Annotated in this window: 11 protein-coding genes and 2 tRNA genes; 7 read left to right on the forward strand and 6 right to left on the reverse strand. The window is 68.0% G+C overall.

Going from position 1 to position 19,333, the window contains the following annotated elements:
- Positions 1-11: 11 nt before the first annotated feature.
- The 3 genes from G6N24_RS05235 to G6N24_RS05245 all read left to right on the forward strand — a co-directional run bounded on the left by G6N24_RS05235 (position 12) and on the right by G6N24_RS05245 (position 11,139).
- Positions 12-9,260, forward strand: coding sequence for a type I polyketide synthase (locus tag G6N24_RS05235; RefSeq protein WP_085156627.1), 9,249 nt, complete (start codon positions 12-14; stop codon positions 9,258-9,260).
- Between the two features lie 86 nt (positions 9,261-9,346).
- Positions 9,347-9,745 (forward strand): holo-ACP synthase AcpS, encoded by a 399-nt coding sequence (gene acpS / locus G6N24_RS05240; RefSeq protein WP_085156631.1) that lies wholly within the window; start codon positions 9,347-9,349, stop codon positions 9,743-9,745.
- Entirely contained in the window at positions 9,742-11,139 is a 1,398-nt protein-coding gene (locus G6N24_RS05245; RefSeq protein WP_139822195.1) for a dipeptidase, read from the forward strand. Before acpS ends, G6N24_RS05245 begins: the two co-directional genes overlap by 4 nt.
- Here G6N24_RS05245 and bcp read toward each other — a convergent pair whose 3' ends face one another.
- On the reverse strand, positions 11,140-11,613 hold the full coding sequence (gene bcp, locus G6N24_RS05250) for a thioredoxin-dependent thiol peroxidase (protein WP_085156634.1): 474 nt from the start codon (positions 11,611-11,613) through the stop codon (positions 11,140-11,142).
- 63 nt (positions 11,614-11,676) lie between these two features.
- Here bcp and G6N24_RS05255 point away from each other — a divergent pair, with 63 nt between their 5' ends.
- On the forward strand, positions 11,677-11,904 hold the full coding sequence (locus G6N24_RS05255) for a DUF3618 domain-containing protein (protein ID WP_085156637.1): 228 nt from the start codon (positions 11,677-11,679) through the stop codon (positions 11,902-11,904).
- Between the two features lie 45 nt (positions 11,905-11,949).
- Here the strand turns inward: G6N24_RS05255 and G6N24_RS05260 are convergent.
- Positions 11,950-12,025: transfer RNA gene (locus G6N24_RS05260), tRNA-Lys, on the reverse strand.
- Between the two features lie 230 nt (positions 12,026-12,255).
- On the opposite strand from G6N24_RS05260, the gene G6N24_RS05265 reads away from it, so the two are divergent.
- Complete coding sequence (locus G6N24_RS05265; RefSeq protein ID WP_085156698.1) at positions 12,256-13,452, forward strand: L,D-transpeptidase; 1,197 nt, start codon at positions 12,256-12,258, stop codon at positions 13,450-13,452.
- A 106-nt stretch (positions 13,453-13,558) separates the two neighbouring features.
- On the opposite strand, the gene G6N24_RS05270 is transcribed toward G6N24_RS05265, so the two are convergent.
- Both G6N24_RS05270 and orn read right to left on the reverse strand, forming a co-directional pair.
- Positions 13,559-13,631: transfer RNA gene (locus tag G6N24_RS05270), tRNA-His, on the reverse strand.
- 51 nt (positions 13,632-13,682) lie between these two features.
- On the reverse strand, positions 13,683-14,330 hold the full coding sequence (gene orn / locus G6N24_RS05275) for an oligoribonuclease (RefSeq protein WP_085156640.1): 648 nt from the start codon (positions 14,328-14,330) through the stop codon (positions 13,683-13,685).
- Between the two features lie 104 nt (positions 14,331-14,434).
- Between orn and G6N24_RS05280 the strand changes: the two genes are divergently transcribed.
- Complete coding sequence (locus G6N24_RS05280; RefSeq protein WP_085156643.1) at positions 14,435-16,009, forward strand: helicase HerA-like domain-containing protein; 1,575 nt, start codon at positions 14,435-14,437, stop codon at positions 16,007-16,009.
- 3 nt (positions 16,010-16,012) lie between these two features.
- Here G6N24_RS05280 and cmrA read toward each other — a convergent pair whose 3' ends face one another.
- Positions 16,013-16,816: a mycolate reductase gene (gene cmrA / locus G6N24_RS05285; protein ID WP_085156701.1), complete on the reverse strand. Its 804-nt coding sequence runs from the start codon at positions 16,814-16,816 to the stop codon at positions 16,013-16,015.
- Positions 16,817-17,079: 263 nt separating this feature from the next.
- Here cmrA and G6N24_RS05290 point away from each other — a divergent pair, with 263 nt between their 5' ends.
- Positions 17,080-18,351 (forward strand): MFS transporter, encoded by a 1,272-nt coding sequence (locus tag G6N24_RS05290; protein ID WP_085156646.1) that lies wholly within the window; start codon positions 17,080-17,082, stop codon positions 18,349-18,351.
- Here G6N24_RS05290 and G6N24_RS05295 read toward each other — a convergent pair.
- Positions 18,348-19,136, reverse strand: a complete 789-nt coding sequence (locus G6N24_RS05295; protein ID WP_085156704.1) for an MmpS family transport accessory protein — start codon at positions 19,134-19,136, stop codon at positions 18,348-18,350. The genes G6N24_RS05290 and G6N24_RS05295 overlap by 4 nt on opposite strands.
- Between the last annotated feature and the right edge of the window lie 197 nt (positions 19,137-19,333).

Genomic DNA, 19,333 nt, shown 5'->3' on the forward strand with positions numbered 1-19,333 from the left:
GAGATTTTGAGGTGACGATCCACGAGCACGACCGGGTGTCCGCTGACGGCAACGGCAGCGACCGCGGGCACCATCCGCTTGCGGCGGACACCCATGCTCTGGTCGATCGCCTGACGACCGGAGAGCCGTTCGCTGTCGCGTTCGGTGGCCAGGGCAGCGCCTGGCTGGAGACTCTCGAGGAGTTGGTATCCGGGGCCGGGATCGAATCCGAGTTGGCGACGTTGGTTGGCGAGGTGGAGCTGCTGCTCGAGCCGGTCGCAAGCGAGCTGGTCGTGGTGCGTCCGATCGGTTTCGCGCCGCTGCAATGGGCCCGTGCGCTGGCGGCCGAGGATCCGGTCCCGTCTGACAAGCACCTCACGTCGGCCGCGGTGTCGATACCCGGCGTGCTGCTCACCCAGATCGCGGCCACGCGCGCCCTCGCGCGCCAAGGTATGGACTTCAAGGCCACCCCGCCGGTGGCGCTCGCCGGACACTCACAGGGCGTGCTGGCGGTCGAGGCGCTCAAAGCCGGGGGAGCGCGTGATGTGGAGCTGCTGGCGCTCGCGCAGCTGATCGGTGCCGCCGGAACGCTGGTGGCTCGCCGGCGCGGAATCTGTATCCTCGGCGATCGGCCGCCGATGGTCTCGGTCACCAACGCCGACCCGGAGCGCATCCGGCGGCTGCTCGAGGACTTCGCCCAGGACGTTCGCACGGTGCTGCCCCCGGTGTTGTCCATCCGCAACGGTCGGCGTGCGGTCGTCATCACCGGCACGCCGGACGAGCTCTCGCGGTTCGAACTCTATTGCCGGCAGATCTCCGAGAAGGAAGAAGCCGACCGGAAGAACAAGATCCGTGGCGGTGATGTCTTCGCGCCCGCCTTCGACCCGGTGAAGGTGGAGGTCGGCTTCCACACCCCGCGGCTGGCCGACGGTATCGACATCGTCGGCGGCTGGGCCGAGAAGGTGGGCCTGGACGTCGAGTTGGCCCGGAAACTGGCCGAGTCCATTTTGGTGAGCCGGGTCGACTGGGTGGACGAGATCACCCGCGTCCACGAGGCCGGCGCACGCTGGATTCTCGACCTGGGTCCCGGGGACATCCTGACCCGGCTGACCGCGCCGGTAATCCGCGGACTTGGGGTGGGCATCGTGCCCGCGGCGACCCGCGGCGGCCAGCGCAACCTGTTCACCGTCGGCGCCACCCCAGAGGTGGCCCGCCCCTGGTCGAGCTACGCGCCCACCGTGGTTCGCCTGCCCGACGGCCGTGTCAAGCTGTCGACGAAGTTCACCCGGCTCACCGGTCGGTCACCCATCCTGCTGGCCGGCATGACGCCGACCACCGTCGACGCCAAGATCGTCGCCGCCGCGGCCAATGCCGGACACTGGGCCGAGCTGGCCGGCGGCGGACAGGTCACCGAGGAGATCTTCCACAAGCGCATCGAGGAGCTGTCCGGACTGCTCGAGCCCGGCCGCACCTACCAATTCAACGCACTCTTCCTCGACCCCTACTTGTGGAAGCTCCAGGTCGGTGGCAAGCGATTGGTGCAGAAGGCCCGCCAGTCCGGTGCGGCGATCGACGGCGTGGTGATCAGCGCCGGCATCCCCGATCTCGAGGAAGCCGTCGAGCTCATCGACGAGCTGGACGGCATCGGCATCAGCCACGTGGTATTCAAGCCCGGAACCATCGAGCAGATCCGCTCGGTGATCCGCATCGCGACCGAGGTGCCCACCAGGCCGGTCATCATGCACGTCGAGGGCGGGCGCGCCGGTGGCCACCATTCCTGGGAAGACCTCGACGACTTGCTGCTGGCCACCTACTCGGAGTTGCGGTCGCGCGCCAACATCACCGTGTGCGTCGGCGGCGGCATCGGCACCCCGGAGCGGGCCGCCGAGTACCTGTCCGGGCGCTGGGCGCAGGCGTACGGATTCCCGTTGATGCCGATCGACGGCGTTCTGGTGGGCACCGCGGCGATGGCGACGCTCGAGTCCACCACGTCGCCCTCGGTCAAGCGGATGCTGGTCGAGACCCAAGGCACCGACCAATGGATCAGCGCCGGAAAAGCCCAGGGCGGCATGGCTTCCAGCCGCAGCCAGCTCGGCGCCGACATCCACGAGATCGACAACACCGCCTCCCGCTGCGGACGGCTGCTCGACGAGGTCGCCGGCGACGCCGAGGCGGTCGGACAGCGCCGCGACGAGATCATCGCGGCGATGGCCAACACCGCCAAGCCGTACTTCGGCGACGTGTCCGAGATGACCTACCGGCAGTGGCTGCAGCGCTACCTCGAGCTGACCATCGGCGACGGCAACTCCACCATGAAAGGGGATGTCACGGCCTCACCGGGCAGCCCGTGGCTGGCCGACACCTGGCGTGACCGGTTCGCGCAGATGCTGCAGCGCGCCGAAGCTCGTTTGCACCCAAAGGATTTCGGCCCGATCGAGACGCTGTTTGCCGACCCCGCGCTGCTGGAGAACCCCGATCAGGCCATCGCCACCCTGCTCGCGCGCTACCCCGACGCCGAGACCGTCCAACTACACCCCGCGGACGTGCCCTTCTTCATCACGCTGTGCAAGACGATGGGCAAGCCGGTCAACTTCGTGCCGGTGATCGACAAGGACGTGCGGCGCTGGTGGCGCAGCGACTCGCTGTGGCAGGCGCACGACGCCCGCTACGACGCCGATGCGGTGTGCATCATCCCCGGTACGGCGTCGGTCGCCGGCATCACCCGGATGGACGAACCCGTCGGTGAGCTGCTGGACCGTTTCGAACAGGCCGCCATCGACGAGATACTTGCCACGGACGGGCGGCCGCAGGACGTCACCGCCCGCCGGCAGGGGCGCACCGACGTCACCGGGCCGCTGGCCGTCGTGCTCGACGCACCCGACGTGCTGTGGGCGGGCCGCACCACGACCAACCCGGTCCACCGAATCGCCGATCCGGCCGACTGGCAGGTGAACGAAAACCGGATTGCCACACACTCGTCCACTGGAGCCCGGCTGCAGACCGACGACGACGACGACGTCGTGCTGCGGGTGCCGGTGTCGGGCACCTGGGTCGACATCCGTTTCACCTTGCCCCCCAACACGATTGACGGTGGTACTCCGGTGGTCTCCGCGGCTGACGCCGCCACCGCGATGCGCTCGGTGCTCGCCATCGCCGCCGGTGTCGACGGGCCCGAGTCGCTGCCCGCGGTGAACGACGGGACCGCCACGCTGACGGTGGACTGGGACCCCGAGCGGGTCGCCGACCACACCGGTGTCACGGCCACCTTCGGCGAGCCGCTGGCGCCCAGCCTCACCACCGTGCCCGACGCGCTTGTCGGTCCTTGCTGGCCCGCGGTTTTCGCGGTGATCGGCTCGACGGTGACCGATCGCGGTGAGCCCGTGGTGGAGGGCCTGCTCAGCCTGGTGCACCTGGATCACGCCGCCCGGGTGGTCGGTCAGCTACCTACCGTTCCGGCCCAATTGGACGTCACCGCAACGGCTTCCAACGCCATTGATACCGACATGGGCCGCGTCGTCTCGGTCGCGGTGACGATCACCGGGCCCGACGCCGCGGTGATCGCGACCCTCGAGGAACGGTTCGTCATCCTTGGGCGCACCGGCGCCGCCGAACTCACCGACCCGGTCCGGGCGGGTGGTGCGATATCCGAGAACGCCACCGACACCCCGCGTCGCCGCCGCCGTGACGTCACTCTCACGGCGCCGGTCGACATGCGCCCGTTCGCGGTGGTGTCCGGCGACCACAACCCCATTCACACCGATCGGGCCGCCGCCCTACTGGCGGGGCTGGCGGGGCCTGATAGTGGAGGTGGGCCCATCGTGCACGGCATGTGGCTGTCGGCCGCGGCGCAGCACGCGGTCACCGCCACCGACGGGCAGGCCCGCCCGCCGGCCCGGCTGGTGGGCTGGACTGCGCGGTTCCTGGGCATGGTGCGTCCCGGTGACGAGGTGGACTTCCGCGTCGAGCGTGTCGGGATCGACCGGGGCGCAGAGGTTTTGGAGGTAACCGCACGCATCGGATCGGATCTGGTGATGTCGGCGTCGGCCCGCCTGGCCGCGCCCAAGACGGTCTACGCGTTCCCCGGCCAGGGTATCCAGCACAAGGGCATGGGTATGGACGTGCGTGCCCGCTCCAAGGCGGCCCGCAGGGTGTGGGACAAGGCGGACAAGTTCACCCGTGACACGCTGGGGTTCTCGGTGCTGCACGTGGTGCGCGACAACCCGACCAGCATCATCGCCAGCGGCGTGCACTACCACCACCCCGACGGGGTGCTGTACCTGACGCAGTTCACTCAGGTCGCGATGGCGACGGTGGCGGCGGCCCAGGTCGCCGAGATGCGCGAGCAGGGTGCGTTCGTCGAGGGCGCCATCGCCTGCGGCCATTCGGTCGGCGAGTACACCGCGCTGGCTTGTGTCACGGGCGTGTACGAGCTGGAAGCCTTGCTGGAGACGGTGTTTCACCGCGGGTCGAAGATGCACGACATCGTGCCCCGCGACGAGCTGGGTCGCTCCAACTACCGGTTGGCGGCGATCCGGCCCTCCCAGATCGACCTTCCGGACGACGAAGTGCCTGCGTTCGTGGCCGGGATCGCCGAAAGCACCGGCGAGTTTTTGGAGATCGTGAACTTCAACCTGCGCGGCTCGCAATACGCGATCGCCGGCACGGTTCGGGGTCTGGAGGCGCTGGAGGCCGAGGTGGAGCGGCGGCGCGAGATCACCGGTGGCCGGCGCTCGTTCATCCTGGTGCCCGGCATCGACGTTCCGTTCCACTCGCGGGTGCTGCGGGTCGGGGTGGCGGAGTTTCGCCGCTCGCTGGACCGAGTCATGCCGCGCGACAAAGATCCCGACGTGATCATCGGGCGCTACATCCCCAACCTGGTGCCGCGCCCATTCACGCTGGATCGCGACTTCATCCAGGAAATCCGCGACCTGGTGCCCGCCGAGCCGCTCGACCAGATCCTCGCCGACTACGACACCTGGCTTGCCGAGCGCCGCAACGAGATGGCACGCGTGGTGTTGATCGAGCTATTGGCGTGGCAGTTCGCCAGCCCGGTGCGCTGGATCGAGACGCAGGACCTGCTGTTCATCGAGGAGGCGGCCGGCGGCCTGGGGGTTGAGCGGTTCGTCGAGATCGGCGTGAAGTCGTCGCCGACGGTCGCGGGCCTGGCGACCAACACCCTGAAGCTGCCCGAATATGCCCACAGCACAGTGGAAGTGCTCAACGCCGAGCGCGACGCCGCGGTGCTGTTCGCGACCGACACCGATCCCGAGCCGGAGCCGGAGGACGAGGAGCCTGTTGTGCAGGCGGCGTCGCAAGCCGCTGCGGTAGCGCCCGCGCCGGTGGCGCCTTCGGCGGGCCCCCGCCCCGACGACATTGCATTCGACGCGGCCGATGCCACCCTGGCGCTGATCGCGCTTTCGGCCAAGATGCGCATCGACCAGATCGAGGAGCCGGACTCGATCGAATCCATCACCGACGGTGCGTCGTCGCGACGCAACCAGCTGTTGGTAGACCTGGGTTCCGAGCTGAACCTGGGTGCTATCGATGGCGCCGCCGAGGCCGACCTGGCCGGGCTGCGCTCGCAGGTTACTAAGCTTGCCCGCACCTATAAGCCTTACGGCCCAGTGCTTTCCGACGCGATCAACGATCAGCTGCGGACGGTTCTCGGGCCGTCGGGCAAGCGGCCGGCCGCCATTGCGGAGCGGGTCAAGAAGACCTGGGAGCTCGGCGACGGTTGGGCCAAGCACGTCACGGTCGAGGTCGCGCTGGGAACGCGCGAGGGCACCAGCGTTCGTGGCGGCGCCCTGGGGCACCTGCACGAGGGCGCGGTGGCCGATGCCGCTTCGGTCGACAAGGTCATCGATGCCGCGGTGGCGTCGGTCGCCGCACGCCGGGGCGTTTCGGTGACCCTCCCGTCCGCGGGCGGTGGCAGCGGCGCGACCGTCGACGCGGCCGCACTGAGCGAATTCACCGATCAGATCACCGGCCGCGACGGCGTGCTGGCCTCGGCGGCTCGCCTGGTGCTGGGCCAGCTGGGGCTGGACGATCCGGTCACTGCACCGCCGGCCGCCACCGACGCCGAGCTCATCGACCTGGTTACCGCCGAATTGGGTGCGGACTGGCCACGTTTGGTGGCGCCGGTGTTCGACGCCAAGAAGGCCGTCGTCTTCGACGACCGGTGGGCCAGCGCCCGCGAGGATCTGGTCAGGCTGTGGCTGACCGACGAGGGCGAGATCGACGCCAACTGGTTGCGTCTGTCGGAGCGTTTCGAGGGCGCCGGTCACGTCGTCGCGACCCAGGCCACGTGGTGGCAGGGCAAGTCGCTGGCGGCGGGCCGTCAGATCCACGCGTCGCTGTACGGCCGGATCGCCGCCGGGGCCGAAACCCCCGACCCCGGCCCCTACAGCAGCGAAGTCGCCGTGGTGACAGGCGCTTCGAAAGGCTCGATCGCCGCGTCGGTGGCCGCGCGCCTGCTCGACGGTGGCGCCACCGTCATCGCGACCACCTCGAAGCTCGACGACGAACGGTTGGCCTTCTACCGCACCTTGTACCGTGACCACGCCCGCTATGGCGCGACGCTGTGGGTGGTCGCGGCGAACATGGCGTCCTACTCCGACATCGACGCGCTGATCGAATGGATCGGCAATGAGCAGACTGAAAGCCTTGGGCCGCAGTCGATTCACATCAAGGACGCGCAGACCCCGACGCTGCTCTTCCCGTTCGCGGCACCGCGTGTCGCCGGCGATCTGTCGGAGGCCGGTTCGCGCGCCGAGATGGAGATGAAGGTGCTGCTGTGGGCCGTGCAGCGGCTGATCGGCGGGCTGTCCAGAATTGGCGCCGAGCGTGACATCGCGTCGCGGCTGCACGTGGTGCTGCCCGGTTCGCCCAACCGCGGAATGTTCGGCGGCGACGGCGCCTACGGCGAAGCCAAGTCGGCGCTGGACGCGGTGGTGAGCCGCTGGCACGCCGAGTCTTCGTGGGCGGCGCGCGTCAGCCTTGCCCACGCCTTGATCGGCTGGACCCGGGGCACCGGGCTGATGGGCCACAACGACGCCATCGTCAGTGCCGTCGAGGATGCGGGCGTCACCACGTACTCAACCGACGAGATGGCGGCGATGCTGCTCGGCCTGTGCGATGTGGAGTCCAAGGTGGCCGCGGCCAGCGCCCCCATCACGGCCGACCTGACCGGCGGGCTGGCCGAGGCAAACCTGGACATGGCCGACCTGGCCGCCACGGCGCGCGAGGAGCATGCCGCGAAGGCCGCTCCACAAGAGGCGCAGGCGGAGGCCGAGACCGAGGGCACCATTCGCGCGCTGCCGTCGCCGCCGCGTGGCTTTACCCCGGCACCGCCACCGGAGTGGGACGACCTCGACGTCGACCCGACCGACCTGGTGGTGATCGTCGGCGGGGCCGAGATCGGCCCGTACGGTTCGTCACGGACCCGGTTCGAAATGGAGGTCGAAAACGAACTGTCGGCGGCCGGCGTATTGGAGCTCGCCTGGACCACCGGGTTGATCCGTTGGGAAGACGACCCCCAACCGGGTTGGTATGACACCGAATCCGGCGACCTGGTCGACGAAGCGGAGCTGGTTGAGCGTTACCACGACGCCGTAATTGAGCGCGTTGGCATTCGCGAGTTTGTTGATGACGGCGCGATCGACCCGGACCACGCGTCCCCGTTGCTGGTATCGGTATTCCTGGACAAGGACTTTGCGTTCGTCGTGTCGTCGGAGGCCGACGCCCGCGCGTTCGTGCAGTTCGACCCGGAACACACGGTCGTCCGGCCGGTGCCCGACTCCACCGACTGGCAGGTTATCCGCAAGGCCGGCACCGAGATCCGGGTGCCGCGCAAGACCAAGCTGTCGCGGACCGTCGGGGCGCAGATCCCAACCGGATTCGACCCGACGGTGTGGGGAATCAGCCAGGACATGGCCACCTCGATCGACCGGGTGGCGCTGTGGAACATCATCACCACCGTCGATGCGTTCCTATCCGCCGGGTTCAGCCCGGCCGAGGTGATGCGCTACGTGCACCCGAGCTTGGTGGCCAGCACCCAGGGCACCGGCATGGGCGGCATGACCTCGATGCAGACCATGTACCACGGCAACCTGCTGGGCCGGAACAAGCCGAACGACATCCTGCAGGAAGTGCTGCCGAATGTCGTTGCCGCGCATGTGGTTCAGTCCTATGTCGGCAGTTACGGCGCGATGATCCACCCGGTTGCCGCGTGCGCCACCGCGGCGGTGTCGGTGGAGGAGGGCGTCGACAAGATCCGGCTGGGCAAGGCCGAGCTGGTGGTGGCCGGCGGTCTGGATGACCTGACGCTGGAGGCCATCATCGGCTTCGGTGACATGGCCGCGACCGCCGACACCGAGATGATGCGGGGCAGGGGCATCAGCGACTCGAAGTTCTCCCGGCCCAACGACCGGCGCCGGCTGGGCTTCGTCGAAGCCCAAGGTGGCGGCACGATCCTGCTGGCCCGCGGAGACCTGGCGCTCAAGATGGGTTTACCGGTGTTGGCCGTGGTGGCCTTTGCGCAGTCGTTCGGCGACGGTGTGCACACGTCGATCCCCGCCCCGGGCCTGGGCGCGCTGGGGGCCGGCCGCGGCGGCAAGGACTCTCCGTTGGCGCGCGCGCTGGCCAAGCTGGGGGTATCCGCGGACGACATCGCGGTGGTCTCCAAGCACGACACCTCGACGCTGGCCAACGATCCCAACGAGACCGAGCTGCACGAGCGGCTCGCCGACTCGCTGGGCCGCTCGCCGGGCGCCCCGCTGTTCGTGGTGTCCCAGAAGAGCCTCACCGGCCACGCCAAGGGCGGCGCCGCGGTCTTCCAGACGATGGGGCTGTGCCAGATGCTGCGCGACGGGGTGATCCCGCCCAACCGCAGCCTGGATTGCGTCGACGACGAATTGGCCGGCTCCGCACACTTCGTGTGGGTGCGTGAGACGTTGCGGCTCGGCGAGAAGTTCCCGCTCAAAGCCGGGCTGCTGACCAGCCTCGGGTTCGGCCACGTGTCCGGGCTGGTGGCGCTGGTTCATCCGCAGGCGTTCGTCGCGTCGCTGAAGCCCGAACAGCGTGCGGAGTACCAGCGGCGCGCCGACGCACGCCTGGTGGCCGGTCAGCGTCGGCTGGCTTCGGCTATCGCCGGCGGAGCGCCGATGTACGAGCGGCCCGCCGACCGGCGCTTCGGTCACGACGCGCCGGAGCGGCCGCAAGAAGCGGCGATGCTGCTGAATCCGGCCGCCCGGCTGGGCGACGGCCAGGCCTATATCGGCTGACTTGGCCGGATTGCCCGGCTCCTCCTCGGTCCGCTGCGCGGACCGCATCGTCGCCGGGCTTGGCCTATCCGTTAGCCTGGCGACCCATGGGAATCGTTGGAGTGGGGATCGATCTCGTCTCCATTCCTGAGTTCGCCGAGCAGGTCGACCAGCCGGGAACGGTGTTCTCCGCAACCTTCACCCCGGGTGAGCGCCGCGACGCCTCGGACAAGAGTTCGTCGGCGGCCCGTCACCTGGCGGCCCGGTGGGCCGCTAAGGAGGCGGTGATCAAGGCCTGGTCGGGGTCGCGGTTCGCCCAGCGGCCCGTGTTGCCGGAGGATATCCACCGCGATATCGAGGTGGTCACCGACATGTGGGGGCGACCCCGGGTGCGGTTGACCGGCGCCATCGCCAAGCATCTGGCCGACGTGACGATCCACGTGTCGCTGACCCACGAAGGGGATACCGCGGCCGCGGTGGCCATTTTGGAGTCGGAGTCCCCTTGAGCGCGAGCAGACACAAAATCGCACGCGCAGGCCAGTATTCATGCGACTCTGCGTCTGCTCGCGCGGTAGAGGAGCGCGTCCGAGAGGTGCTGCCGTCGGTGCGGCGCGATCTCGAGGACTTGGTGCGAATCGAATCGGTGTGGGCCGACCCGAGCCGCCGCGACGAGGTGCATCGCTGTGCGCGGGCGGTGGCGGATCTGTTGTCGCAGGCGGGTTTTGGCGATGTGCGTATCGTCAGCGAGGGCGGTGCCCCGGCGGTCATCGCGCAGCATCCGGCGCCACCGGGCGCGCCCACCGTGCTGCTGTATGCCCACCACGACGTCCAGCCCGAAGGCGACCCCGGTCAGTGGGCGTCGCCGCCCTTCGAGCCGACCGAGCGCGACGGGCGGCTGTACGGCCGGGGCAGCGCCGATGACAAAGCCGGCATCGCAACGCATTTGGCGGCCTTCCGGGCACACGGCGGTCGACCGCCGGTGGGCGTGACGGTCTTCGTCGAGGGCGAGGAAGAATCCGGCTCTCCATCGCTTGGCCGGTTGCTCGCCGCCCACCGCGACGCGCTGGCCGCCGACGTGATCGTCATCGCCGACTCGGACAACTGGAGTGCCGACATCCCGGCGCTGACGGTGTCGCTGCGCGGAATGGCCGACTGCGTGGTCGAGGTCGCCACGCTCGACCACGGGCTGCATTCCGGGATATGGGGCGGTGTGGTTCCCGACGCGCTGAGCGTGCTGGTGCGGCTGCTGGCCAGCCTGCACGACGACGACGGCAACGTCGCCGTGGCCGGCTTGCACGTAGGCACCGCCGCGACGCTCGATTACCCCGCCGAGCGGGTGCGCGCCGAGTCGGGTCTACTGGACGGGGTGTCCGAGATCGGTTCGGGTTCGGTGCCGCAGCGGCTGTGGGCCAAGCCGGCGATCACCGTGATCGGCATCGACACCACATCCGTTGCGGCGGCATCGAACACGCTGATCCCGCGGGCCCGGGCGAAGGTGAGCATCCGGGTCGCTCCCGGTGGCGACGCGGTCGCGCACCTGGATGCGCTTCAGGCGCATCTGCGGCGACATGCCCCGTGGGGCGCACAAGTCACGGTCACCCGCGGCGAGATCGGGCAGCCGTACTCGATCGAGGCCACCGGACCGGTATACGACGCCGCGCGCGCGGCGTTCCGGCAGGCGTGGGGTACGGACCCGATCGACATGGGGATGGGTGGCTCGATCCCGTTCATCGCCGAGTTCGCCGCAGCGTTCCCGCAGGCCAAGATCCTCGTCACCGGGGTGGAGGATCCCGGAACCCAGGCGCACAGCGTCAACGAGAGCCTGCATCTGGGGGTGCTGGAACGCGCCGCGGTTGCTGAGGCGCTGCTGCTGGCAAACCTGGGCTGTTTACCAGGCTGATCACACCGACAGGTCGCGTCGAAGTTTGGCGACGTGGCCGGTGGCCTTGACGTTGTACTGCGCGACGGCGATCTTGCCCTTTTCGTCGACGACGAAGGTGGATCGGATCACCCCCCGAACGGTCTTGCCGTACATCTGCTTCTCGCCGTAGGCGCCCCAGGCCGTCAACACGGTGCGGTGGGGATCGGACAACAGCGGAAACGTCAGTCCCTCGGCGTCGCGGAATTTGGCCAGTTTCGCGGGCGGGTCAGGAGAGACGCCGACGACGTCGAGGCCGGCGGCGCTGAGATCACGCAGGTTGTCGCGAAAATCGCAAGCCTCTTTCGTGCATCCCGGTGTCGAGGCGGCCGGGTAGAAGTACACAATGACCCGCCGTCCCTTGTAGTCGGCCAGGGACACCTTGTTGCCGTCGGCGTCGGGCAGGCTGAAAGCAGGCGCTTTGTCGCCGGGCGCCAGCCGCGTGGTCTTGGTCACTGATCTAGGGTAGTGCGGGCAAGCGCAGCAGCGGAGATTGTGGGCGACTTGGAGGACAGACACGTGGTGGACCGCGACCCCGACACCATCAAGCAGGAGATCGACCTCGCCCGTGACCGGTTGGCGGCGACCGTCGATTCCCTTGCTGAGCGGGCCAATCCCCGCCGCCTCGCCGACGACGTCAAGGCCCGGGTGATCGCCTTCGTCAGGAAACCCGTGGTGACGGTGTCGCTGGTGGGGGTCGGGTCCGTCGTCGTCGTGGTGGTGATCCACCGAATCAGAAATCGCTGAGTCTCGTCCGGCCGAGCCACCTTCCAGCGCAAGTGGTTTCGGGCTTGGTGCGCCGTCAGGGTTTCGAACCCCGGACCCGCTGATTAAGAGTCAGCTGCTCTACCAACTGAGCTAACGGCGCCTTGGTCGGCCGGAGACCGCGTTTGCGACAATAACAGGCGTTTCGTCGCAGAGCGAAATCCCACCTCATGGTATCTCCGGCCCGCCAGTCCGGTCCGGGGCGAGTGGCGCTGAAACCGCGTCCACACCCTCACAAATGCCCGATGTGGGGCGGCGACGCACTACAATGCTAGGAACAATCCAGGGTCAGCGGTGACCAAAATGGGCAAGATCTACGTGGAAGGTCACTTGATGACGCCTTTGCGCAGACGTCGATCGTGGCTGGCTACGATCATGATCCCGGTTGCTGTGTTCGCCGTGGCGTGCGGCGGCGGTGGCGCGCCGGCACCGGTGAAGGTCATCGTCGACAAGGGCACGCCATTCGCCGATCTGCTGGTCCCCAAGCTGACCACTTCGGTGACTGACGGTGCCGTCGGCGTCACCGTGGACGCACCGGTGTCGGTGACCGTCGCCGACGGTGTGCTCGGTGCGGTCACCATGGTCAACGACAACGGCAGGGCGATCAGCGGTCAACTCAGCCCGGACGGCCTGCACTGGGCGACCACCGAACCGCTCGGCTACAACCGGCGCTACACGCTCAACGTGAAGGCGCTCGGGCTCGGTGGTGCGGCCAGCCGGCAGATGACCTTCCAGACCAGCTCGCCCGCGCACCTGACGATGCCGTACGTCAATCCCGGTGACGGCGAGGTCGTGGGCATCGGCGAGCCGGTGGCGATCCGGTTCGACGAGAACATCGCGAACCGTGTCGCGGCCGAGAAGGCCATCACCATCACTACCAACCCGCCTGTCGAGGGCGCCTTCTACTGGCTGAACAACCGCGAAGTGCGTTGGCGCCCAGAGCATTTCTGGAAGCCGGGTACGGCGGTTGACGTGGCGGTCAACACCTACGGTGTCGACTTGGGCGAAGGAATGTTCGGCGAGGACAACGTCAAGACGCACTTCACCATCGGCGATGAGGTCATCGCGACCGCCGACGACAACACCAAGATGCTGACCGTGCGGATCAACGGCGAAGTGGTCAAGACGATGCCGACGTCGATGGGCAAGGACAGCACCCCGACGGCCAACGGCGTCTACATCGTCGGCGCGCGGTTCAAGCACATCATCATGGACTCGTCGACCTATGGCGTACCCGTCAACTCGCCCAACGGATATCGCACCGACGTCGACTGGGCCACACAGATTTCCTACAGCGGTGTGTTCGTGCACTCCGCGCCGTGGTCGGTGGGTGCTCAGGGCCACACCAACACCAGCCACGGGTGTCTGAATGTGAGCCCCAGCAACGCGGAGTGGTTCTACGACCACATCAAGAGCGGCGACGTCGTCGAGGTGGTCAACACCGTGGGGGGCACACTGTCCGGCATCGACGGCCTCGGGGACTGGAACATCCCCTGGGACCAGTGGCGCGCCGGTAACGCCAACGCGTGAGCAGCGGGGACCGCTGACGCGGCGGCGCCGAAATTGCCGTGAGCGTCGTGCTTCCGGCACCAACAACGACCATGGCCACAATCTCGACGAAGATCGTCACCTTCGGGGTGAGTGACGGGACTCGAACCCGCGACACCCAGGATCACAACCTGGTGCTCTACCAACTGAACTACACTCACCATCGCCGCCAAGCCGGCCCCCGCGGGAACCAACGAGCGGCGACGTCGATATTAACCGCTCGGGTGCTCGTCGGCCGAATCGATTGTTTCCGGCGCGCCCCCGTCGCCGTCAAGTTCGGCGACCACTGCCGCGATTTCGCTGGTAGAGGGCCCCGGCAGGGGCACGAAGGCGGTGCGTCGGTAGAACTGAAGTTCGCGAATGGATTCGTGGATGTCAGCCAGCGCCCGGTGGGTGAGTCCCTTGGTCGGTTGGCCGAAGTAGATGCGCGGGTACCAGCGGCGGCAGAGTTCCTTGATCGAGCTGACGTCGATCATCCGGTAGTGCAGGAATGAGTCCAAGGCGGGCATGTCGCGCGCGATGAACGCACGGTCGGTGGCGATGGAGTTGCCCGCCAGCGGCGCCGTCTTGGGCTGCTTGACGTGTTCGCCGATGTAGTCGAGCACCATCGTCTCGGCCGTTGCCAGGTCGACGGTGGACGCCTTCACCTCGCCGATCAGTCCCGAGCGCGAATGCATTTCGGCGACCACGTCGATCATCGACGACAGCGCGGCGTCCTCGGCGTGGATCACCACGTCGATTCCGTCGCCGAGAATGTTCAGATCGGCGTCGGTGACCAGGGCGGCGATTTCGATCAGCTTGTCCGATGCCAGATCCAGGCCGGTCATCTCGCAGTCGATCCACACCAATGCGTCGCGCACAGCGCCCAGACTAAAGCCCACGTCGGCCCTGCCCCTTCTCCCCTGGCAAGTAGTGTGAAGTTCTGCCGTACTGCATGGGGTAACTATTGGGAAGGCGCGGCACGATGAGCACGGAATCGGCGACGCGGATCTCGGCCGGCTACGCGGTCGACGGCAAGGCCCTGGAACTGGGCTCCGTCGTCGTCGACGACGCGGCCGATCCCGCCGCGCAGATCCGCATTCCGCTGGCCACCATCAACCGGCACGGCCTGGTGGCCGGGGCCACCGGCACCGGCAAGACCAAGACGCTGCAGCTGATCGCCGAGCAGCTCAGCGTGGCAGGTGTCGCGGTGCTCATGGCCGACGTCAAGGGCGACTTGTCCGGCCTGGCCCGGGCGGGGGAGCCCAACGACAAGACCGCGGAGCGCGCGAAGGATACCGGGGACAATTGGACGCCGACGGCATTCCCGGTCGAGTTCTTGTCGCTGGGCACCAGTGGGGCCGGCGTGCCGGTGCGGGCGACCATTTCCAGCTTCGGCCCCATTCTGCTGGCAAAGGTCTTGGGGCTCAACGCTACCCAGGAATCTACGCTCGGGCTGATCTTCCATTGGGCCGACCAGCGCGGGCTACCGCTGCTGGACCTGAAGGACCTGCGAGCTGTCATCAGCCACCTGACCAGTGATGAGGGCAAGGCCGAGCTGAAATCCCTTGGGGCGGTGTCCCCCACGACTGCCGGTGTCATCCTGAGGGCATTGGTCAATCTGGAGGCCGAGGGGGCTGACACCTTCTTCGGCGAGCCGGAGCTTCGGCCCGAGGACCTGCTGCGGGTCGACAGTCAGGGGCGTGGCATCATCTCGCTGCTCGAGTTCAGCGGCCAGTCGCTGCGCCCGGTGCTGTTTTCCACGTTCTTGATGTGGGTGCTGGCCGATCTGTTCACGTTCCTGCCCGAGGTGGGTGACCTGGACAAACCCAAGCTGGTGTTCTTCTTCGACGAGGCGCACCTGTTGTTCGCCGATGCCTCCAAGGCATTCCTCGAACAGGTCGAGCAGACGGTCAAGCTGATTCGCTCCAAGGGTGTCGGGGTGTTCTTCTGCACGCAGTTGCCCACGGATCTACCCAACGAAGTGCTGTCCCAGCTGGGTGCCAGAATCCAGCACGCATTGCGGGCGTTCACCCCCGACGATCAAAAGGCGTTGTCCAAGACCGTCCGCACCTATCCCAAAACCGATGTCTACGACCTGGAGTCGGCGCTGACGTCGCTGGGTATCGGTGAGGCCATCGTCACCGTCCTCTCGGAGAAGGGCGCCCCGACGCCGGTCGCGTGGACCCGCATGCGAGTACCCCGGTCGCTGATGGGCGCTATCGGCGTCGACGCGGTCGGCGCCGCGGCCAAGGCCAGCCCGCTGCAGGCCGCATACGGCCAGACGATCGATCGGGAGTCGGCCCACGAGATGCTCAGCGCCAAGCTCAATCCGCCACCGGAACCACCACCGCAGGCCCCGCCGCCCCGTGGGAAATACGACCCCCTGCCGTGGCCGGACGATCTGGAGCTCCCGCCGATGCCCGTACCGGCCGAGCCGCGAGGCCCCGGTATGTGGGAGCAGATCTTGCACGATCCGACGGTCAAGAGCGTCCTCAACACGACCGCGCGCGAAATCACCCGCAGCATCTTCGGCACCGGCCGCCGCCGCCGGAAGTGACGGCTACCCGCCGAGCTTCTTGTAGAAGCTGCCGACGATCGGCGCGACGATGGCGCGCGGCGCGTACTGGCTAGCCACCGACATGGCCTTCGATGTCAGGCCGGGCACCACGCGCATCTTGTTGCGCTCCAAGGCATCTAGCGATACCCGGGCGGTGTGCTCCGTGGATATCCACAAGAAGTCCGGCACTAGCCTTTCGACGAGCGACGCCTCGTCGGCGTCGGGCAGTTCCGTGCGTACCGGACCCGGGGCCAGCAGCGTGACGTGCACACCGGAGCGGCGCAGTTCACCGCGCAGCGATTCGCTGAAGGTGTTCGCGAAGGCCTTGGTCGCGGCGTAGGTGGCGTTGTAGGGAATCGGCGAATTGCCGGCCGCCGAACCAGAAATCAATATGCCGCCGGCCTTGCGTTCGATCATGCCCGGCAGCACCGCGAGCGCAAGATCGTGCACCGCTACGGCATTCAGCTGCACCTGGGCTTTTTCGCCCGCCGGGTCGAGCGACGCGACCGGGCCGAAAGTCGCCGTGCCGGCGTTGGCGCACAGGATCGAGATGGGCCGCGCGGCCAGTTCGTCGCACAGCTTCGCGCGTTCGGATGGGTCGGCGAGATCGGCGGGCCGCACCTCGACGGCGACGCGGTACTTGTCGGCCAGGCGGCCGGCCAGCTCGGTCAGCACGTCCTCGCGTCGCGCGGTGACGATCAGGCTGTGCCCGCGCGCGGCAAGTTCGGTGGCCAGGGCCTCGCCGATGTTTTGCGAGGCTCCAGTGACAACGGCACGCGCGTCGGGGCTGGGAGCGGGTATCGGCATGCGCCAATCGTAGACAGGGCGCGGCGGGTCGCTGAGCATCCGCCCCGAGCGATCGCACGCGCGGCGCAGCCGGGCGCAATCCCGTTAGAGTGCCGGGCATGAGTGACCCGGGATTGGGTTCAGCTGACCACGATCGCCAATTCGCTCAGCCGGTAGATCCGCAGAAGGGCGAGTACGGGCCTGCAAATTTACCGGCTGGGCGCGGGGTCGCGAACGGGCGAGCAGGACCCACGCCGACGCCGCTGCGGGTAGCGGCGTGGGCCATGTGGGATTGCGGATCCACCGGTCTGGGCGCGATCGTGACGACCTTCGTGTTCTCCGTCTATCTGACCAGCAGCGTGGGGTCGGCCCTGCCCGGCGCTACCTCACCGGCGAGTTGGTTGGGTCGCGCGGGGGCGATCGCCGGGCTGACCATCGCGGTGCTGGCGCCCGTCGTCGGCGTGTGGGTGGAGTCCCCGCACCGCCGGCGGATAGCCCTAGGCGTGTTGACCGGCCTTGCGGTGGCGCTGACCAGCATGATGAGCCTGATTCGCGACGACCCGAGCTATCTGTTGCCCGGCCTGGCGTTGTTGGCGGCCACGGCGGCAAGCGGTGATCTGGCCAGCGTCCCGTACAACGCGATGCTGCGCCAGCTCTCCACGCCCAGGTCGGCGGGCCGGATCTCGGGCTTCGGCTGGGCATCGGGCTATGTCGGCAGCGTCCTGCTGCTGTTGTTGATCTATGTCGGTTTCATGTCCGGAACCGGCCCGGAGCGCGGGTTGCTGCAGCTGACTGTCCATGACGGAGTCAACGTGCGGGTGGCGATGTTGGTGGCCGCAGGGTGGCTGGCCTTGTTCGCCCTGCCTCTACTGTCGATCGCACACCGGCTGCCCGAGAGTGGTGACGTGTCCCGTCCGACGGCGGGCCTGCTCGGTGGCTATCGCGCGTTGTGGACGGACGTCACCGGAGAGTGGCGCCGTGACCGCAACCTGGTCTACTTCTTGGGCGCGAGCGCGATCTTCCGGGACGGGCTGGCGGCGATGTTCGCGTTCGGCGCGGTGCTCGGCGTCAACGTGTACGGCCTCGCGCAGGCCGACGTCCTGATCTTCGGTGTGGTCGCCAGCGTCGTGGCCGCGCTGGGGGCGCTGGTGGGCGGGTTCGTCGACCACCGGATCGGATCCAAACCGGTGATCGTCGGGTCGCTCGTGGCGATCATCACTATTGCGCTCGCGTTGATCACGCTGCACGGCTCGCGGGCCTTCTGGGTGTGTGGTCTGTTGTTGTGCCTGTTCATTGGGCCATCGCAGTCGTCGGCGCGCGCGCTGTTGTTGCGCATGGCGTCGCCTGGGAAGGAAGGGGTCGCGTTCGGCCTGTACACGATGACGGGTCGGGCGGTGGCGTTTGTGGCGCCGTGGTTGTTTTCCGTCTTCGTCGACGTGTTCGGCGCCGTGCGCGCTGGCTTGGGAGGGATCTGTCTGGTGCTGATTGCGGGACTGCTGGCCATGCTGCGGGTGCGGGTGCCGCGGCATGGCGGCACCGCGGCCGAACCCACCTAACGCGCGGCGTCGCAGATCGTGATGCCAACCCCGGTGCGCTGGCGTGCCTGAACTCCAGCCACGGTGACCGAGCAGGTGACGTTGTGGCCGATGTTGACGATCGTGACGCTTGCCGGACGAAGGGCCGACCTTGACAGGCTGACCTCTTTACTCCACGGCAGCTCCACATTGAACTCGGTCTGAATGACGTCGCCGGTATCCACGTACGTGACGCTGATCGCCCGCCCCTCGCCGGTGACGTTGTAGACGACGGTTTGCATCCCCGCCGGGCTCGTCGTCTCGCTGGGCGCCGCGGAGCCGCTGGTGGTCGGCGGCGCCGGCGCGGCCGAGGGTGAGGGTGACGTCGTTGCCGTCGTCGGGGTCGGCGTGGTCGAACTCGGCCCCGGCATCGCGGGCAACGGCGGAACGGCGGTCTGCTCCTTGACCGAGCCGTTTGCGATCACCAGCGCGATCACCAACGCGACCGCGAGCAGCACCGCCGCGGCCGCGACCACCCACAGCCAGCGCGGTGATTTGGGGCCTGGTGGCGGCGGGGGAGCCAGCCCTGCCGGGGGTGCTCCGCCGGGTGGTGGCTGGTCCTGGGACCAGTACTGGGGTGGCAACTTCTTCGTTGGGTTCGTCTCGTGCGGGTTCGGCGCCCATTCCGGCCTCGAGTGAGGTCCCCATTGAGGAACGTAACCGCCGTACGTCGACGCGTAGGGCGCTTGGTCGGCGTAGGCCGGGTCGATCGGTCTCGACCCCGGAAACGGTGGGCTGTAACTCTCGGGTCGACGTGGATCGCTCATGTCCACCTCATGGGATGCAGGGTACCCGGGCTTTGCGCAGCGGTGCCGCTGCGGCGCTCCGCCTGCCAGGGATGCGCCGGGTTGACGCCTAGGGTGGCGCCCTTCTTCAACAAGCGTTGACGTATGGGTGCGCCGGGCGTAGCATGTTCTTCAACAATTGCTGAAGAAAAGGGTGGGCATGGGTGAAATTCGGTTTC

Source organism: Mycobacterium lacus, from assembly GCF_010731535.1.
Taxonomy (GTDB): Bacteria; Actinomycetota; Actinomycetes; order Mycobacteriales; family Mycobacteriaceae; genus Mycobacterium; species Mycobacterium lacus.